The sequence below is a fragment of the Klebsiella sp. Shm-1 genome, from assembly GCF_040804525.1.
Lineage (GTDB): Bacteria > Pseudomonadota > Gammaproteobacteria > Enterobacterales > Enterobacteriaceae > Klebsiella > Klebsiella pneumoniae.
Map to the genome: position 1 here is coordinate 1 of NZ_CP161823.1, position 17,615 is coordinate 17,615.

At 56.6% G+C, this 17,615-nt stretch carries 16 protein-coding genes and 1 other annotated feature; of the genes, 15 read left to right on the top strand and 1 reads right to left on the bottom strand.

Going from position 1 to position 17,615, the window contains the following annotated elements:
• The 13 genes from dnaA to AB1E37_RS00065 all read left to right on the top strand — a co-directional run bounded on the left by dnaA (position 1) and on the right by AB1E37_RS00065 (position 15,881).
• On the top strand, positions 1–1,404 hold the full coding sequence (gene dnaA, locus AB1E37_RS00005) for a chromosomal replication initiator protein DnaA (protein WP_004151534.1): 1,404 nt from the start codon (positions 1–3) through the stop codon (positions 1,402–1,404).
• A 4-nt stretch (positions 1,405–1,408) separates the two neighbouring features.
• A complete protein-coding gene (gene dnaN / locus AB1E37_RS00010) occupies positions 1,409–2,509 on the top strand; it encodes a DNA polymerase III subunit beta (RefSeq protein WP_004145090.1) in 1,101 nt (366 codons plus the stop codon).
• 146 nt (positions 2,510–2,655) lie between these two features.
• Positions 2,656–3,729 (top strand): DNA replication/repair protein RecF, encoded by a 1,074-nt coding sequence (gene recF / locus AB1E37_RS00015; RefSeq protein ID WP_004901590.1) that lies wholly within the window; start codon positions 2,656–2,658, stop codon positions 3,727–3,729.
• A 28-nt stretch (positions 3,730–3,757) separates the two neighbouring features.
• Positions 3,758–6,172, top strand: a complete 2,415-nt coding sequence (gyrB, locus tag AB1E37_RS00020) for a DNA topoisomerase (ATP-hydrolyzing) subunit B (protein ID WP_004173845.1) — start codon at positions 3,758–3,760, stop codon at positions 6,170–6,172.
• A 201-nt stretch (positions 6,173–6,373) separates the two neighbouring features.
• The gene (yidA, locus tag AB1E37_RS00025) at positions 6,374–7,186 is read left to right on the top strand and encodes a sugar-phosphatase (RefSeq protein ID WP_032447962.1); all 813 of its coding nucleotides are present in this window, start codon (positions 6,374–6,376) and stop codon (positions 7,184–7,186) included.
• A 149-nt stretch (positions 7,187–7,335) separates the two neighbouring features.
• Entirely contained in the window at positions 7,336–8,418 is a 1,083-nt protein-coding gene (locus AB1E37_RS00030) for a hypothetical protein (protein ID WP_024622908.1), read from the top strand.
• Positions 8,415–9,548, top strand: a complete 1,134-nt coding sequence (locus AB1E37_RS00035) for a BamA/TamA family outer membrane protein (protein WP_367776950.1) — start codon at positions 8,415–8,417, stop codon at positions 9,546–9,548. Before AB1E37_RS00030 ends, AB1E37_RS00035 begins: the two co-directional genes overlap by 4 nt.
• Before the next feature lie 229 nt (positions 9,549–9,777).
• Positions 9,778–10,467, top strand: a complete 690-nt coding sequence (gene dgoR, locus AB1E37_RS00040) for a D-galactonate utilization transcriptional regulator DgoR (protein WP_004145084.1) — start codon at positions 9,778–9,780, stop codon at positions 10,465–10,467.
• Positions 10,464–11,342 carry a 2-dehydro-3-deoxygalactonokinase gene (locus AB1E37_RS00045; RefSeq protein WP_032447961.1) on the top strand — a complete coding sequence of 293 codons (879 nt, stop codon included), beginning with the start codon at positions 10,464–10,466 and terminating at the stop codon, positions 11,340–11,342. Before dgoR ends, AB1E37_RS00045 begins: the two co-directional genes overlap by 4 nt.
• Complete coding sequence (locus AB1E37_RS00050; protein WP_004181595.1) at positions 11,326–11,943, top strand: 2-dehydro-3-deoxy-6-phosphogalactonate aldolase; 618 nt, start codon at positions 11,326–11,328, stop codon at positions 11,941–11,943. The genes AB1E37_RS00045 and AB1E37_RS00050 overlap by 17 nt, the downstream gene beginning before the upstream one ends.
• Positions 11,940–13,088, top strand: coding sequence for a galactonate dehydratase (dgoD, locus tag AB1E37_RS00055; protein WP_004150286.1), 1,149 nt, complete (start codon positions 11,940–11,942; stop codon positions 13,086–13,088). The genes AB1E37_RS00050 and dgoD overlap by 4 nt, the downstream gene beginning before the upstream one ends.
• Positions 13,089–13,265: 177 nt before the next feature.
• Positions 13,266–14,603 carry an MFS transporter gene (locus AB1E37_RS00060; RefSeq protein ID WP_015875263.1) on the top strand — a complete coding sequence of 446 codons (1,338 nt, stop codon included), beginning with the start codon at positions 13,266–13,268 and terminating at the stop codon, positions 14,601–14,603.
• A 51-nt stretch (positions 14,604–14,654) separates the two neighbouring features.
• Positions 14,655–15,881, top strand: a complete 1,227-nt coding sequence (locus tag AB1E37_RS00065; protein WP_004150284.1) for a DUF3748 domain-containing protein — start codon at positions 14,655–14,657, stop codon at positions 15,879–15,881.
• Between the two features lies 1 nt (position 15,882).
• Here the strand turns inward: AB1E37_RS00065 and AB1E37_RS00070 are convergent, their stop codons facing one another.
• On the bottom strand, positions 15,883–16,215 hold the full coding sequence (locus AB1E37_RS00070) for a YceK/YidQ family lipoprotein (protein ID WP_004151524.1): 333 nt from the start codon (positions 16,213–16,215) through the stop codon (positions 15,883–15,885).
• Between the two features lie 245 nt (positions 16,216–16,460).
• Positions 16,461–16,536: a sequence feature (ROSE (Repression Of Heat Shock gene Expression) occurs in the 5'-region of heat shock genes and acts as an RNA thermometer to modulate expression.), on the top strand.
• Between AB1E37_RS00070 and ibpA the strand changes: the two genes are divergently transcribed.
• Together ibpA and ibpB are read left to right on the top strand one after the other, a co-directional pair.
• A complete protein-coding gene (gene ibpA / locus AB1E37_RS00075; RefSeq protein WP_004151523.1) occupies positions 16,530–16,943 on the top strand; it encodes a small heat shock chaperone IbpA in 414 nt (137 codons plus the stop codon). (Overlaps the previous feature by 7 nt.)
• 116 nt (positions 16,944–17,059) lie before the next feature.
• Positions 17,060–17,488 carry a small heat shock chaperone IbpB gene (gene ibpB, locus AB1E37_RS00080; protein WP_004145074.1) on the top strand — a complete coding sequence of 143 codons (429 nt, stop codon included), beginning with the start codon at positions 17,060–17,062 and terminating at the stop codon, positions 17,486–17,488.
• The last annotated feature ends 127 nt before the right edge of the window (positions 17,489–17,615 follow it).

A 17,615-nucleotide genomic window follows, 5' to 3' on the forward strand; every position in this document is an offset into this window, starting at 1 on the left:
GTGTCACTTTCGCTTTGGCAGCAGTGTCTTGCCCGATTGCAGGATGAGTTACCAGCCACAGAATTCAGCATGTGGATCCGCCCATTGCAGGCGGAACTGAGCGATAACACGCTGGCACTGTATGCGCCAAACCGTTTTGTGCTCGACTGGGTAAGGGACAAATACCTCAATAATATCAATGGACTCCTCAATGATTTTTGCGGTGCGGACGCCCCGCAGCTGCGTTTTGAGGTGGGCGCTAAGCCCGCCAGCTCGCTGCAGAAAGGGGCGGTAAGCCCGGCTGCGGCGGCCATTCCGGCGGCGCAGGTGCAGACCGCGCGCGCGGCGCCGACGATCGTGCGCCCTGGCTGGGATAATGTCCCGGCGCCGGCGGAGCCGACCTACCGCTCTAACGTTAACGTGAAACACACGTTTGATAACTTCGTCGAAGGTAAATCTAACCAGCTGGCCCGCGCGGCGGCGCGTCAGGTGGCGGATAACCCGGGCGGCGCCTACAACCCCCTGTTCCTCTATGGCGGGACGGGTCTGGGTAAAACTCACCTGCTGCACGCGGTGGGGAACGGCATTGTGGCGCGTAAGCCGAACGCGAAAGTGGTCTATATGCACTCCGAGCGTTTCGTTCAGGACATGGTTAAAGCGCTGCAGAACAACGCCATCGAAGAGTTTAAGCGTTACTACCGCTCCGTTGACGCCCTGCTGATCGATGACATTCAGTTCTTTGCCAATAAAGAACGATCCCAGGAAGAGTTTTTCCACACCTTCAATGCGCTTCTGGAAGGTAATCAGCAGATCATCCTGACGTCGGATCGTTATCCAAAAGAGATCAACGGCGTTGAGGATCGTCTAAAATCCCGCTTCGGCTGGGGGCTGACGGTGGCGATCGAGCCGCCGGAGCTGGAAACCCGCGTCGCGATCCTGATGAAAAAAGCCGACGAGAACGACATCCGCCTGCCGGGCGAAGTGGCGTTCTTTATTGCCAAACGTCTGCGCTCGAACGTGCGTGAGCTGGAGGGGGCGCTGAACCGCGTTATCGCCAACGCCAACTTCACCGGCCGGGCGATCACCATCGATTTCGTGCGCGAAGCGCTGCGCGATCTGCTGGCGCTGCAGGAAAAACTGGTCACCATCGACAATATTCAAAAGACGGTGGCGGAGTACTACAAGATTAAGGTAGCGGACCTGCTGTCCAAACGCCGCTCCCGTTCGGTGGCGCGTCCTCGCCAGATGGCGATGGCGCTGGCCAAAGAGCTGACCAACCACAGCCTGCCGGAAATCGGCGATGCGTTTGGCGGCCGAGACCATACCACCGTGCTGCACGCCTGCCGCAAGATTGAGCAGCTGCGTGAAGAAAGCCACGACATTAAAGAAGATTTTTCCAATTTAATCAGAACATTATCCTCGTGACGCTATGAAATTTACCGTAGAACGTGAACATTTATTAAAACCGCTGCAACAGGTGAGCGGTCCGTTAGGTGGTCGTCCGACGCTGCCCATTCTCGGTAACCTGCTGCTTCAGGTCGCGGACGGCGCGCTGTCGCTGACCGGTACCGATCTTGAAATGGAGATGGTGGCGCGCGTGGCGCTGGTTCAGCCGCACGAAGCGGGCGCAACGACCGTTCCGGCACGGAAATTCTTTGATATCTGCCGCGGCCTGCCGGAAGGCGCGGAGATCGCGGTTCAGTTGGAAGGCGATCGCATGCTGGTGCGTTCCGGCCGCAGCCGCTTCTCGCTGTCGACCCTGCCCGCCGCCGATTTCCCGAATCTGGATGACTGGCAGAGTGAAGTGGAGTTTACCCTGCCGCAGGCGACCATGAAGCGTCTGATCGAAGCCACCCAGTTCTCGATGGCGCACCAGGATGTTCGTTACTACTTAAACGGCATGCTGTTTGAAACCGAAGGCAGCGAACTGCGCACGGTGGCCACCGATGGTCACCGCCTGGCGGTCTGTTCGATGCCGCTGGAAGCGTCGCTGCCGAACCATTCGGTGATCGTGCCGCGTAAAGGGGTGATTGAGCTGATGCGGATGCTCGACGGCGGCGATACCCCGCTGCGCGTGCAGATTGGCAGCAACAATATCCGCGCCCACGTTGGCGATTTTATCTTCACCTCTAAGCTGGTTGATGGCCGTTTCCCGGATTATCGCCGCGTATTGCCGAAAAATCCGGATAAACACCTCGAAGCGGGCTGCGATATTCTGAAGCAGGCTTTTGCGCGCGCGGCGATTCTCTCCAACGAAAAATTCCGCGGCGTGCGGCTGTACGTTAGCGAAAACCAGCTGAAAATCACCGCCAATAACCCGGAACAGGAAGAAGCGGAAGAGATTCTGGATGTGACCTACGCCGGAACGGAGATGGAGATTGGCTTCAACGTTAGCTATGTGCTGGATGTGCTGAATGCGCTGAAGTGCGAGAATGTACGCATTCTGCTGACGGATTCGGTGTCGAGCGTGCAGATTGAGGATGCGGCCTCTCAATCCGCAGCCTATGTCGTCATGCCTATGAGATTGTAGTGGAAAATATCGGGCTATCTTACTTGCCATTTTCAACCTGGGCTGTGCTCGCCCCTGTCACGTACTTTGTGTACGCTCCAGGGTCTGCGCGCAGTCCGCGTTGAAACTGGCTGCGCCGATAACGCCCTGGCCCAAAGAACGCTGATATGTCACTGACGCGCTTGCTCATCAAAGACTTCCGCAATATTGAACATGCGGATCTCGCTTTATCTCCCGGCTTTAACTTCCTGGTTGGCGCGAACGGCAGCGGCAAAACCAGCGTGCTGGAAGCTATCTATACGCTTGGCCACGGCCGGGCATTTCGCAGTTTGCAAATTGGCCGAGTGATCCGCCACGAGCAGGATGCGTTTGTTCTGCATGGCCGTCTGCAGGGCGAAGAGCGGGAAACCGCCATCGGCCTGACCAAAGACAAACAGGGCGACAGCAAGGTGCGTATCGACGGCACCGACGGCCACAAAGTGGCGGAGCTGGCGCACCTGATGCCGATGCAGCTGATTACGCCGGAGGGGTTTACTTTACTCAACGGCGGCCCCAAATACAGAAGAGCATTCCTTGACTGGGGATGCTTTCATAACGAAGCCGGATTCTTCACCGCCTGGAGCAATCTGAAGCGCCTGGTCAAGCAGCGCAACGCCGCGCTGCGTCAGGTCAGCCGCTATGCCCAGCTGCGGCCTTGGGATCTGGAATTAATCCCGCTGGCGGAGCAGATCAGCCGCTGGCGTGCCGAATACAGCGCCGCTATCGTCGAAGACATGGCGGATACCTGTCAGCAATTTTTACCGGAATTCACGCTCACCTTCTCTTTCCAGCGCGGCTGGGAAAAAGAGACCGACTACGCGGAGGTGTTGGAGCGGAATTTCGAGCGCGACAGAATGTTAACCTACACCGCCCACGGCCCGCATAAAGCGGATTTTCGCATTCGCGCCGACGGAGCGCCGGTGGAAGATACCTTGTCGCGCGGGCAGCTTAAGCTGCTGATGTGCGCCCTGCGTCTGGCGCAAGGAGAGTTCCTCACCCGCGTCAGCGGGCGGCGCTGCCTGTACCTGATAGATGATTTTGCCTCGGAACTTGATGATGCCCGCCGCGGTCTGTTATCCAGCCGCCTGAAAGCGACGCAGTCGCAGGTTTTCGTCAGCGCGATCAGCGCTGAACACGTTATGGACATGTCGGACAAAAATTCGAAGATGTTCCGCGTGGAAAAAGGTAAAATAACGGATTAACCCAAGATTAAATGAGCGAGAAACGTTGATGTCGAATTCTTATGACTCCTCCAGTATCAAAGTCCTGAAAGGGCTGGATGCGGTGCGTAAGCGCCCGGGTATGTATATCGGCGACACGGATGACGGCACCGGTCTGCACCACATGGTATTCGAGGTTGTGGATAACGCTATCGACGAAGCGCTCGCGGGTTACTGCAAAGATATCGTTGTCACCATCCACAGCGATAACTCCGTCTCCGTCCAGGATGACGGCCGCGGCATCCCGACCGGCATTCACCCGGAAGAGGGCGTCTCCGCAGCGGAAGTTATCATGACCGTCCTGCACGCTGGCGGTAAATTCGATGATAACTCCTATAAAGTTTCCGGCGGTCTGCACGGCGTAGGCGTCTCGGTGGTTAACGCCCTGTCGCAGAAGCTGGAGCTGGTTATCCAGCGCGATAACAAAGTTCACAAGCAGATGTACGAACACGGTGTGCCGCAGGCACCGCTGGCCGTGACTGGCGAAACCGACAAAACCGGCACCATGGTGCGTTTCTGGCCAAGCCTGGAAACCTTCACCAATGTCACCGAATTTGAATATGACATCCTGGCGAAACGCCTGCGCGAGCTGTCGTTCCTGAACTCCGGCGTCTCTATCCGCCTGCGCGATAAGCGCGACGGCAAAGAAGACCATTTCCACTACGAAGGCGGCATCAAGGCGTTCGTTGAGTATCTCAACAAGAACAAAACGCCGATCCACCCGAATATTTTCTATTTCTCCACCGAAAAAGACGGTATCGGCGTGGAAGTGGCCCTGCAGTGGAACGACGGCTTCCAGGAAAATATCTACTGCTTTACCAACAACATTCCGCAGCGTGACGGCGGTACTCACCTCGCCGGCTTCCGCGCGGCGATGACCCGTACCCTTAACGCCTATATGGACAAAGAGGGCTACAGCAAAAAAGCGAAAGTCAGCGCCACCGGCGACGATGCGCGTGAAGGCCTGATTGCCGTGGTATCCGTGAAGGTGCCGGATCCGAAATTCTCCTCGCAGACCAAAGACAAGCTGGTCTCCTCCGAGGTGAAATCGGCGGTGGAGCAGCAGATGAACGAACTGCTGAGCGAATACCTGCTGGAAAACCCATCCGATGCGAAAATCGTGGTCGGCAAAATTATTGACGCCGCGCGCGCCCGTGAGGCCGCACGTCGCGCTCGTGAGATGACTCGTCGTAAAGGCGCGCTGGATCTGGCAGGCCTGCCGGGCAAACTGGCGGATTGCCAGGAGCGCGACCCGGCGCTGTCCGAACTGTACCTGGTGGAAGGGGACTCCGCGGGCGGCTCTGCTAAACAGGGTCGTAACCGCAAGAACCAGGCGATCCTGCCGCTGAAGGGTAAAATCCTTAACGTTGAGAAAGCCCGCTTCGATAAAATGCTCTCTTCCCAGGAAGTGGCGACGCTGATCACCGCGCTGGGCTGCGGTATCGGTCGCGATGAGTACAATCCGGATAAACTGCGCTACCACAGCATCATCATCATGACCGATGCGGACGTCGACGGCTCGCACATTCGTACCCTGCTGTTGACCTTCTTCTATCGTCAGATGCCGGAGATCGTCGAGCGCGGCCACGTCTACATTGCCCAGCCGCCGCTGTACAAAGTGAAGAAAGGCAAGCAGGAACAGTACATTAAAGACGACGAAGCGATGGATCAGTATCAGATCTCCATCGCGCTCGACGGTGCGACCCTGCACACCAACGCCAATGCGCCGGCGCTGGCGGGCGAACCGCTGGAAAAACTGGTTGCCGAGTTCAATGCCACCCAGAAAATGATTGGCCGCATGGAGCGCCGCTTCCCGAAAGCGCTGCTGAAAGAGCTTATCTATCAGCCGACCCTGACCGAGGCCGACCTGGCGGACGAGCAGAAGGTGACCCGCTGGGTGAACACCCTGGTCTCCGAGCTGAACGAGAAAGAACAGCACGGCAGCCAGTGGAAATTCGATCTCCACGAGAACAAAGAACTGCAGCATTTTGAGCCGGTTATTCGCGTACGTACCCACGGCGTGGATACCGACTATCCGCTGGATAACGAGTTCATTATGGGGCCGGAATATCGTCGTATTTGTGCCCTGGGCGAGAAACTGCGCGGCCTGATGGAAGAAGATGCTTACATCGAGCGCGGCGAACGTCGTCAGCCGGTAGCCAGCTTCGAGCAGGCTCTGGACTGGCTGGTGAAAGAGTCCCGTCGCGGTCTCTCCATCCAGCGCTATAAAGGTCTGGGCGAGATGAACCCGGATCAGCTGTGGGAAACCACCATGGATCCGGACAGCCGTCGCATGCTGCGCGTGACCGTCAAGGATGCCATCGCTGCCGATCAGCTGTTCACCACCCTGATGGGTGATGCCGTTGAGCCGCGTCGCGCGTTTATCGAAGAGAATGCCCTGAAAGCGGCGAATATCGATATTTAAGCCGCATGTTTCCCGGTAACAAGTTTTACCGGGGCACCAGGATGTATAAGCCCGGTCCCATCGCGCGATCGGGCTTTTCTTTTGCCGCTAAAAGAGGAATCCGCTGCTGCGGTTCCATCCCCCTTTCTGGCCGACACTTTTACTGTTTTTTGAGCGGAATCGCGTTAGCATGAGGGGAGACTCATCTTACCCGGGGACCCTATGGCTATTAAACTGATTGCAATCGATATGGACGGCACGCTGCTGCTGCCCGACCATACCATCTCTCCAGCGGTGAAAGCCGCCATCGCCGCGGCGCGCGAGCGCGGTGTTAACGTAGTGCTGACCACCGGTCGCCCTTACGCTGGCGTCCACAGCTATCTGAAAGAGCTGCATATGGAGCAGCCGGGTGATTACTGCATTACCTACAATGGCGCGCTGGTGCAGAAGGCTGGTGACGGAAGCACCGTCGCGCAAACCGCGCTGAGCTATGACGACTATCGCTTCCTTGAGCAGCTCTCCCGCGAGGTCGGCTCCCACTTCCATGCGCTGGATCGCAATACGCTGTATACCGCGAACCGCGATATCAGCTACTACACCGTCCACGAATCCTATGTGGCAACCATTCCGCTGGTGTTCTGCGAAGCGGAGAAAATGGATCCTGAGATCCAGCTGCTGAAAGTGATGATGATTGATGAGCCGGCAATCCTCGACCAGGCCATCGCCCGTATTCCGGCGGAAGTGAAAGAGAAGTACACCGTGCTGAAAAGTGCGCCTTACTTCCTCGAAATACTGGATAAACGCGTCAATAAAGGCACTGGCGTGAAGTCGCTGGCCGATGCGCTGGGCATCAAGCCGGAAGAGATTATGGCGATTGGCGATCAGGAAAATGATATCGCGATGATTGAATTTGCCGGCGTCGGCGTGGCAATGGATAACGCCATTCCTGCGATCAAAGAAGCGGCGAACTTCATCACCAAATCGAACCTTGAAGATGGCGTTGCCTTCGCCATTGAAAAATACGTTTTAGCGTAAACTTCTTTCCGGCCCGGCGTTCGCCGGGTCTGTCTTCTCTTTTTTCATGAACAGATGTTAATCCGCATTTAAATCCCTCAATCCTTGCAGGGGATTCTATAAGCTACCCGCCCTCTTTTTAGCAACTCAGAACTAACATCATACTTTTCATGAATATATACCACCGTTTGATGTTGGTTACGCTGCCATTCGCCTCTGTTCAGATTTGCGCGGCCGCGGAACCAACGGCGCCGCTCGAACCGGCGTATGCCTATCACGGCGCAGAGCCCGCGGATCTGCCGGCGCCAGAAAGTCGCCAGCCTGCGGCCGCAGCATCGTCCTCGCTACTCCCTTTGCTAGGCGATGAGGCCAGAAAGCGCGGCTACGTCCTGCCGCTGCCGTTTGGCGTCAGCATTAACTATATGGATATGCGGCAGAATATTAATGTCGACAGCATTAACTTCACCGGGCTGTCGCTGGATGGCCGCAATATCGATTGCGGTAAGGATCCTGTCTGCAAGCACGCCGTGAAGAATATTTTCGCTAATGGGCCGGTCTCGCTGGATAACGCTTTCCAGATTGGCGTTGGTCATACGCGGGAAAGCAGCAAAACCGAGACGCTCAAGCTGGATGCCTGGCTGCTGCCGTTTATGAACGTTTATGGCCTGGTGGGGCACACCGAAGGGCATTCAATTTCGCAGATAGCTGTCGGCCTGAAGGGACCGAACGGTAAAGTGGTGCCCCTGCCGGGGATGCAGGATCTCGACTTTCGTCTCGATTTTAAAGGTACTACCTACGGGATGGGCACCACCCTGGTGGGCGGCGTCGGCAATTGGTTTACCGTGCTGGACGCCAACTACACGCAAACGCGCTTTGATATCCTCGACGGCAGCATCGATGCGCTTACCTTTTCGCCGCGCGTTGGCTATCGTTTCAGTACGCCATCGGTCGATGCGCTGCATCTCCCCGCCGGAAAGCTAAATCTGTGGGTTGGCAGCATGTATCAGGATGTGCAGCAGGAGTTTAAAGGCAGCCTCAGCGATCTCTCGATGCCGTCGCCGATGCTGCAGAATATGGTTAATCTGGCCAACCAGGACAATAACGGTCGCTTCGATGTGAAGCAGCATCTGCAGTCGCCATGGAACGTTCTGGTGGGCGCGCAATACGAGCTGACGCAGAATTTTAATATTACTACCGAGTTTGGCTTTGCCGAACGTAACAGTTTCTTTATTGCCGGCGAGTATCGCTTTTGAGCCGACTGTTTATCACTTTTCTGCTGCTGATGGCCTGCCCGACAGGCAGCCAGGCCGAGGCGCTCAGCCGCGAGAAAATCGACGGCTGGCTGCAGCATCTCGGCGCCAGCGATAAGTTCGACGCCAGCAAAGGCATCGACTGGGGCGTGATGCCCGGTCCGTTCTATACGCCGGAACTAGGGTTGGGCATTGGCACCGCTGTCGTCGGCCTGTATCGTCCCGACCCGCAGGATACCACCAGCCAGAACTCGACCCTGACGCTCAGCGGCTACGCCAGCTCTACCGGCGCCTTTGGCCTCAGCGTGAAAAACTACACCTTTTTCGATCGTGATCTGTGGCGCGTTTTTGTCGACGGGTCGATAGCCAATACGCCCACTTATTATTGGGGGCAGGGTTTTCATGCCGGGGATAAAGACAATGAAAAAGAGAAGTATACCGCCCAGGTACTGACCCTGCGACCCACCCTTTATCGGCAGCTTATCGATCATGTTTATCTCGGGGCGGGATGGTCGCTGGCGGCGCAGAATGCCGATGAGATGGACCATGACGATCGGCCGAAGATAGAGAACACTCCGCAGGGACCGTCGGTATTCAGCTCCGGCGCCAGCATCGATATCAACTGGGACGATCGCGACTTTGTCCCTAACCCGCGCCGGGGTCAGTATGCCAACCTCCGCTATACCCACTATGCGCCCGGATTAGGTAGCGATACCCGCTTTGAGGAATTTCAGCTGCACTATAGCCATTATCATGCCCTGAGCGAGAAAAGTGTGCTCGCCTGGGAGGCCGATGGCGCCTTCACCCAGGGCGAGGTACCGTGGAGCATGATGCCGCTGCTCGGCAGCGATGAACGGATGCGCGGCGACTACCAGGGGCGCTACCGGGATAAAAACGTCGTCAGCGGTCAGCTGGAATATCGCCGGCAGCTCACCTGGCGGCACGGGATTGTCGCCTGGGCCGGGGCGGGAACCATGGGGCCCTCACTGTCGTCGCTGAATAATGGCCGCTGGCTGCCTTCGGCGGGCGTTGGCTACCGCTTTGAATTCAAACCTCGCGTTAATGTTCGCCTCGACTACGGTATCGGCAATGGCAGCAGCGGCTTTTACTTCCAGGTCGGCGAAGCGTTTTAACGCCTCCTTCCCTTAATTTTCTCTCTTATCGCCTTTTGTCAGGGCCGCTGCGCTTTAATTTTCATGAATTGTTCTTTTTGTGATCCAAATTGTAGTACAACACAATAATGTTGTACTACATTACGCTCATGTTGATAACGTACAGCATCACGTTAGTAGTACAAACATGAGGCGAAATTCAGCAGCGACGGTAAAGTAGAGCAGTACACATAGAGCACAAGGACTCTCCATGACTCTCAATAAGACCGATCGCATTGTGATCTCGCTGGGCAAACAGATCGTCAGCGGTAAATACGTCCCGGGTTCGGCGCTTCCGGCCGAAGCGGAACTCTGTGAGGAGTTTGAAACCTCGCGCAACATCATTCGTGAAGTGTTTCGTTCCCTGATGGCGAAGCGGCTGATTGAAATGAAGCGCTATCGCGGCGCGTTTGTCGCTCCCAGAAACCAGTGGAACTACCTCGACACCGAGGTGCTGCAGTGGGTACTGGAAAATGACTATGACCCGCGTCTTATCAGCGCGATGAGTGAAGTGCGCAACCTGGTTGAACCCGCCATCGCGCGTTGGGCGGCGGAACGCGCCACCTCAAGCGATCTGGCGGAAATCGAGTCGGCGCTCAATGACATGATCGCCAACAACCAAAACCGGGATGCCTTTAACGAAGCGGATATTCGCTACCACGAGGCGGTGCTGCAGTCAGTACATAACCCGGTTTTGCAGCAGCTTAGCGTGGCGATCAGTTCGCTGCAGCGGGCGGTATTTGAACGGACCTGGATGGGCGATGAAGGCAACATGCCGAAAACCCTCCAGGAACATAAAGCGCTATTTGACGCCATTCGGCATCAGGATAGCGACGCGGCGGAGCAGGCGGCGTTGACGATGATCGCCAGCTCGACACGAAGGCTTAAGGAAATCACATGACGGCTCGCTACATCGCAATAGATTGGGGATCGACGAATTTACGCGCCTGGCTTTATCAGGGCGAAGAATGCCTGGAAAGCAGGCAATCTGAAGCAGGCGTAACGCGCCTGAATGGTCGCTCTCCCGCTGCGGTGTTAGCGGAAATCACACAGCACTGGCGCGATGGCGCCACACCGGTGGTGATGGCAGGGATGGTCGGCAGCAACGTGGGCTGGAAAACCGCCCCTTATTTGCCGCTTCCTGCCGCTTTCTCGGATATTGGCCAGCAGTTAACTGCCGTTGGCGACAATATCTGGATAATTCCCGGCCTTTGCGTTTCCCGTGACGATAACCATAACGTCATGCGTGGGGAAGAAACGCAGCTGCTGGGCGCTCGCGCCTTAGCCCCTTCGTCTGTCTACGTGATGCCGGGAACCCACTGCAAGTGGGTACTGGCCGATCGCCGGCAAATTCACGATTTTCGTACCGTTTTGACCGGTGAATTGCATCATCTGTTGCTTCAGCACTCGCTGGTGGGCGCCGGCTTACCGCCGCAGGAAACGTCCGCTGCCGCATTCGCGGCAGGTCTGCAGCGCGGTATCAACAACCCCGCCGTCCTGCCGCAGCTGTTTGAAGTTCGCGCTTCGCACGTGCTGGGCGCGCTGCCTCGCGAGCAGGTTAGCGAATTTCTTTCCGGCCTGCTGATTGGCGCTGAAGTTGCCACCCTCAGCGACACATTCGCCGGACAGCAGGCGATCAGTCTCGTCGCTGGGTCATCGTTAACATCCCGCTATCAGCAGGCATTCGCCGCCATTGGCCGCGAAGTCAGCGCGGTTGCGGGCGATACGGCATTTCAGACAGGAATAAGGAGCATCGCTTATGCAGTGGCAAACTAACCTTCCACTTATCGCTATCCTGCGCGGTATTACGCCAGACGAGGCGCTGGCTCACGTTGGCGCCGTTATCGACGCCGGTTTCGACGCGGTCGAAATCCCGCTGAACTCGCCGCAGTGGGAGAAAAGTATTCCGCAGGTCGTCGACGCTTACGGCGAGCAGGCGCTTATCGGCGCGGGCACGGTGCTGCAACCGGAGCAGGTCGACAGGCTGGCGGCCATGGGCTGTCGGCTGATTGTGACGCCAAACATTCAACCGGAAGTGATCCGGCGAGCGGTGGGTTACGGCATGACCGTGTGTCCAGGCTGCGCCACCGCCAGCGAAGCCTTTAGCGCGCTCGATGCCGGCGCGCAGGCTCTGAAAATCTTCCCGTCATCGGCTTTTGGCCCGGATTACATCAAAGCGTTGAAAGCCGTGCTTCCGCCCGAGGTTCCGGTCTTTGCCGTTGGCGGCGTGACGCCGGAAAACCTGGCGCAGTGGATTAATGCCGGCTGTGTTGGGGCAGGATTGGGTAGCGATCTCTATCGTGCCGGCCAGCCGGTTGAACGTACCGCGCAGCAGGCAGCCGCATTCGTAAAAGCGTATCGAGAGGCAGTGAAATGAAAATAACCAATATCACCACGTACCGTTTACCTCCGCGTTGGATGTTCCTGAAGATTGAAACCGATGAAGGCATCGTCGGCTGGGGCGAACCGGTGATTGAAGGGCGCGCCCGTACGGTGGAGGCAGCCGTTCATGAATTTGGCGATTACCTGATTGGTCAGGATCCGGCGCGGATTAATGACCTGTGGCAGGTAATGTACCGCGGCGGCTTTTATCGCGGCGGCCCGATTATGATGAGCGCCATCGCCGGTATTGATCAGGCGCTATGGGATATTAAAGGTAAGGTCCTGAATGCCCCAGTGTGGCAACTGATGGGCGGGCTGGTGCGCGACAAAATTAAAGCCTACAGCTGGGTGGGCGGCGACCGCCCCGCCGAAGTGATTGACGGGATTAAGAAGCTGCGCGGCATTGGTTTTGACACCTTTAAATTAAACGGCTGCGAAGAGATGGGTATCATTGATAATTCCCGCGCGGTTGATGCCGCGGTGAATACCGTGGCGCAAATCCGCGAAGCGTTTGGCAATGAAATTGAGTTTGGTCTCGATTTTCACGGCCGCGTTAGCGCGCCGATGGCTAAGGTATTAATTAAAGAGCTGGAGCCATATCGCCCATTATTTATTGAGGAGCCGGTATTAGCCGAGCAGGCGGAATATTATCCGCGGCTTGCGGCGCAAACCCATATTCCCATTGCCGCCGGCGAACGTATGTTTTCGCGCTTTGAATTTAAACGGGTTTTGGAAGCGGGCGGGGTGGCTATTTTACAACCCGATCTGTCGCACGCAGGCGGTATTACCGAATGCTATAAAATTGCCGGCATGGCGGAAGCCTATGACGTTGGGCTGGCGCCGCACTGTCCGCTGGGGCCGATCGCGCTGGCAGCCTGTCTGCACGTTGATTTCGTTTCGCATAACGCGGTCTTCCAGGAGCAGAGCATGGGGATCCATTACAACAAAGGCGCCGAACTGCTTGATTTTGTGAAAAACAAAGAAGATTTCAATATGGAAGGCGGCTTCTTTAAACCATTGATGAAGCCGGGGCTGGGCGTGGAAATTGATGAGGCCCGCGTGATTGAGTTAAGTAAAAACGCGCCGGACTGGCGAAATCCGTTGTGGCGGTATGAGGATGGATCTGTCGCCGAATGGTAAATGCGCGTCATACTTCGCACTGGTGATGCGTTGGCTGCATTTTCTTACCCTGGTCACATACTATTGTATGCTCCCAGGGATGCGAAAATTTGCCGCCTTTCCCCAGCGCGAATTATTTAGCGCATCGCAACATAGTTATTAATAAAAAACAAAAACACCCTCTGTAAATTACCGGGCATGGTGAGCGGCTTCGCTATGCCCAAAATCTGGAGACAGATTGCGATGGATATTTCAGTTACCGCTGTAAAAACCGGGCGTCGCCGTTATCTGACGCTCATCATGATCTTTATTACCGTGGTTATTTGTTATGTTGACCGCGCCAACCTCGCCGTCGCCTCGGCGCATATTCAGGAGGAGTTTGGTATTAGCAAAGCGGAAATGGGCTACGTATTTTCCGCCTTTGCCTGGCTGTATACCCTCTGCCAGATCCCTGGCGGTTGGTTCCTTGACCGCGTGGGATCCAGGCTTACCTACTTTATCGCTATATTTGGCTGGTCCGTGGCGACGTTGCTACAAGGCTTCGCCACCGGTTTAATGTCGCTTATCGGTTTACGCGCTATTACCGGCATCTTCGAAGCGCCAGCCTTCCCGACCAACAACCGCATGGTGACCAGCTGGTTCCCGGAGCAGGAGCGCGCTTCCGCCGTCGGGTTTTATACCTCGGGGCAATTTGTGGGCCTGGCTTTCCTCACGCCGCTGCTGATCTGGATCCAGGAGTTATTGAGCTGGCACTGGGTGTTTATCGTTACCGGCGGTATCGGCATTATCTGGTCGCTGATCTGGTTCAAGGTTTATCAACCGCCGCGCCTGACTAAAAGCATCAGTAAAGCCGAACTCGACTATATCCGCGACGGCGGCGGCCTGGTGGATGGCGATGCGCCGGTGAAGAAAGAGGCGCGTCAACCGTTATCGAAAGCGGACTGGAAGCTGGTTTTTCACCGCAAGCTGGTTGGCGTTTACCTTGGACAGTTCGCGGTAACCTCGACGCTGTGGTTCTTCCTGACCTGGTTTCCGAACTACTTAACCCAGGAAAAAGGCATCACCGCGCTGAAGGCCGGCTTTATGACCACGGTGCCCTTCCTCGCCGCGTTTTTTGGCGTCCTGCTGTCTGGTTGGCTGGCGGATAAGCTGGTGAAAAAAGGCTACTCGCTGGGCGTGGCGCGCAAAACGCCGATCATCTGTGGGCTGTTGATCTCCACCTGCATCATGGGGGCAAACTACACCAACGACCCCATCTGGATCATGGCGCTGATGGCGCTGGCGTTCTTCGGTAACGGTTTTGCGTCTATCACCTGGTCGCTGGTCTCCTCCCTGGCGCCGATGCGCCTGATCGGCCTGACCGGCGGGGTGTTTAACTTTGTTGGCGGCCTGGGCGGCATCACCGTCCCGCTGGTGATTGGCTATCTGGCGCAGGATTACGGCTTTGGCCCGGCGCTGGTTTATATCTCCGTGGTGGCGTTGATAGGCGCGCTGTCTTATATCCTGCTGGTCGGCGATGTGAAACGTGTAGGCTAATTTTTTGCGATACGCTACCCTGATGCGTAAGTCTCGCATCAGGGTATCGTCATGAAACAAGTCACTTTTGCTCCCCGTCATCACCAGCTTACCAATATTAATACCTGGACTCCCGACAGCCAGTGGCTGGTATTCGACGTTCGTCCGTCCGGCGCATCGTTTACCGGCGAAACCATTGAGCGAGTGAACGTAAACAGCGGTACTGTGGAGACCATTTATCGTGCCACGCAGGGCGCGCACGTGGGCGTGGTAACCGTGCATCCAACCCAGGAGCGCTATGTGTTTATTCATGGCCCCGAGCGGCCGGATGCGCAGTGGCAGTATGATTTTCATCATCGCCGCGGGGTGGTGGCCTTTCAGGGGGCTGTCGAGAATCTGGACGCCATGGACATTACCCCCCCCTACACGCCCGGCGCGCTGCGCGGCGGCAGCCACGTCCATGTCTATAGCCCCAACGGTCAGTTTGTCAGTTTTACCTACAACGATCACGTGCTGCACGAGCGCGATCCGGCGCTGGATCTGCGCAACGTCGGCGTGGCGGCGCCCTATGGACCGGTGACGCCGCAGGGACAGCATCCGCGCGAATATGGCGGCAGCCACTGGTGCGTGCTGGTAAGCCGCACGACGCCGGCACCCGCGCCGGGCAGCGATGAGATTAATCGCGCCTATGAGGAGGGCTGGGTCGGGAACCATACTCTGGCGTTTATTGGCGATACGCTGGCGGAAAATGGCGATAAAGTGCCTGAGCTGTTTATTGTCGATCTGCCGCAGGATGAAGCCGGCTGGAAGCAGCCTGGCGGGGCGCCGCTGGCCGGTACCGCAACCACAATGCCGGCGCCGCCGGCGGGCGTCAGCCAGCGTCGTTTGACCTTCACCCACCATCGCCGCTACCCGGGACTGGTGAACGTCCCGCGCCACTGGGTGCGCGCCAATCCCCAGGCGACGGCGATAGCCTTTCTGATGCGCGACGACGCCGGCGTAGTGCAGCTGTGGCTTATTTCCCCGCAGGGGGGCGAGCCGCGGCAGTTGACGCATCACGCGTCGGGTATCCAGTCGGCGTTTAACTGGCATCCGTCGGGAGAGTGGCTGGGTTTTGCGCTGGAGGATCGGATTGCCTGCTGCCATGCCGGTACGGGAGATATCACCTTTTTAACCGATACGCATGCGCATGCGCCCTCGGCGGACGCGATCGTCTTTTCGCCAGACGGTAAACAGATTGCCTGGATGGAGGAGGTGGACGGTTATCGTCAGCTGTGGGTTACGCAGACCGGACGATAACTTACTGGGCAGGCATCGGCGCTGGCGGGATCACCGAGTTGGTCGCCAGCGTAGCCTTCTCGCTCTTTTCGACCCGAGATTTGATTGAGCTGTCGGTGCGGAACATATCCCACGGCAGCAGCAGGGTATCCATGACGGCGGTGAACGGCATGTCCAGCGCCACCAGCGATTTCACACCCCAGTTGGTATCGCTGTCCCCCAGCGTTTGCGCACTGGATCGCGTGCCCGGATAGGTTCCCTCTTTGCCACCGGTATGTGACATTACGCTGGAGCAACCGCTCAGGCTTATTATCCCGCTGAACAGGACCAGCTTTAACAGTCGTCTGCTTTTCATTGTTCTTCCATTGTCGTTTCGGGCGTTGAGATAACCTTTCAGCGGTTATATCGGGCCATCCCGTGAATGCATAGTGTTATTGCGCCGCACTGTGGCGGGCATCGCACTTTGCTTTTTGTGCTCCTCCACCCAGTCTAAGCAATCATCGATAAACTGCAAAAAAAATTGCCCTCAATCCCTTGAAAAGCACGGGGAGAAACCCATTTTATAGGTGTAACCCACTGAGAATACGCCTGAGGGGTATTCCGGATTACCGCGGCCTGTCCACGATGGAAGGTCATTTGATTCTCGCTGATTTTCAGGAGCTATTTACTATGCGTAACTTCGATCTTTCCCCGCTATATCGTTCAGCCATTGGTTTCGACCGCCTGTTCAACCTGCTGGAAAACAATCAAAGCCAGAGCAACGGCGGCTACCCTCCGTATAACGTCGAGCTGGTAGACGAAAACCACTATCGCATCGCTATCGCGGTGGCTGGCTTTGCTGAAAGCGAGCTGGAGATCACTGCCCAGGACAATCTGCTGATCGTCAAAGGCGCCCACGCCGCCGAGCAGAAAGAGCGGACCTACCTGTATCAGGGGATCGCCGAGCGCAACTTCGAGCGCAAATTCCAGCTGGCGGAAAACATTCACGTCCGCGGCGCCAATCTGGTGAACGGCCTGCTGTATATCGATCTGGAACGGGTGATCCCGGAAGCGAACAAGCCGCGCCGCATCGAAATCAACTAATTGTCCGTTTCAGGCCGCGTGGCGGCCTGATGTAACAACCTGCTCGCCGTCAGGGAGCAGATGCGAATTTACAGAATTCGCAGGTATTCACTCGCTTCTTAGAAGGAGAAAACAGTATGCGTAACTACGATTTATCCCCCCTGCTGCGTCAATGGATCGGTTTTGACAAACTGGCCAGCGCCCTGCAAACCGCCGGTGAAAGCCAAAGCTTCCCGCCCTATAACATCGAAAAAAGCGACGATAACCACTACCGCATTACCCTTGCGCTGGCCGGTTTCCGTCAGGAAGATCTGGATATTCAACTGGAAGGCACCCGTCTGGTGGTGAAAGGCACGCCGCAGCAGCCGGAAAAAGAGACCACATGGCTGCACCAGGGGTTGGTGAGCCAGGCCTTCAGCCTGAGCTTCACCCTCGCCGACAACATGGAGGTCTCTGGCGCGACCTTCACCAATGGCCTGCTGCATATCGATCTGACCCGCAATGAGCCTGAGCAGATCGCCCCGCAGCGTATCGCCATCAGCGAACGACCGGCATTAAATAGTTAATTAAGCGAATAACTTATAAGGCCCCGATTTTCGGGGCTTTTTTGTGTGCGAGAGCACAATAAACTTCCTTGCTGCAACGGGTGTTTCAGTTTAAAAAACAATCATACTTTGGGACTCACTCAAACAA

Excerpts from the sequence above, each read along its gene's own strand:
- dnaN (WP_004145090.1), top strand. The coding sequence starts at position 1,409 with ATGAAATTTACCGTAGAACGTGAACATTTATTAAAACCGCTGCAACAG.
- recF (WP_004901590.1), top strand. The coding sequence starts at position 2,656 with ATGTCACTGACGCGCTTGCTCATCAAAGACTTCCGCAATATTGAACAT.
- gyrB (WP_004173845.1), top strand. The coding sequence starts at position 3,758 with ATGTCGAATTCTTATGACTCCTCCAGTATCAAAGTCCTGAAAGGGCTG.
- yidA (WP_032447962.1), top strand. The coding sequence starts at position 6,374 with ATGGCTATTAAACTGATTGCAATCGATATGGACGGCACGCTGCTGCTG.
- AB1E37_RS00030 (WP_024622908.1), top strand. The coding sequence starts at position 7,336 with ATGAATATATACCACCGTTTGATGTTGGTTACGCTGCCATTCGCCTCT.
- dgoR (WP_004145084.1), top strand. The coding sequence starts at position 9,778 with ATGACTCTCAATAAGACCGATCGCATTGTGATCTCGCTGGGCAAACAG.
- AB1E37_RS00045 (WP_032447961.1), top strand. The coding sequence starts at position 10,464 with ATGACGGCTCGCTACATCGCAATAGATTGGGGATCGACGAATTTACGC.
- AB1E37_RS00050 (WP_004181595.1), top strand. The coding sequence starts at position 11,326 with ATGCAGTGGCAAACTAACCTTCCACTTATCGCTATCCTGCGCGGTATT.
- dgoD (WP_004150286.1), top strand. The coding sequence starts at position 11,940 with ATGAAAATAACCAATATCACCACGTACCGTTTACCTCCGCGTTGGATG.
- AB1E37_RS00060 (WP_015875263.1), top strand. The coding sequence starts at position 13,266 with ATGGTGAGCGGCTTCGCTATGCCCAAAATCTGGAGACAGATTGCGATG.
- AB1E37_RS00065 (WP_004150284.1), top strand. The coding sequence starts at position 14,655 with ATGAAACAAGTCACTTTTGCTCCCCGTCATCACCAGCTTACCAATATT.
- AB1E37_RS00070 (WP_004151524.1), bottom strand. The coding sequence starts at position 16,215 with ATGAAAAGCAGACGACTGTTAAAGCTGGTCCTGTTCAGCGGGATAATA.
- ibpA (WP_004151523.1), top strand. The coding sequence starts at position 16,530 with ATGCGTAACTTCGATCTTTCCCCGCTATATCGTTCAGCCATTGGTTTC.
- ibpB (WP_004145074.1), top strand. The coding sequence starts at position 17,060 with ATGCGTAACTACGATTTATCCCCCCTGCTGCGTCAATGGATCGGTTTT.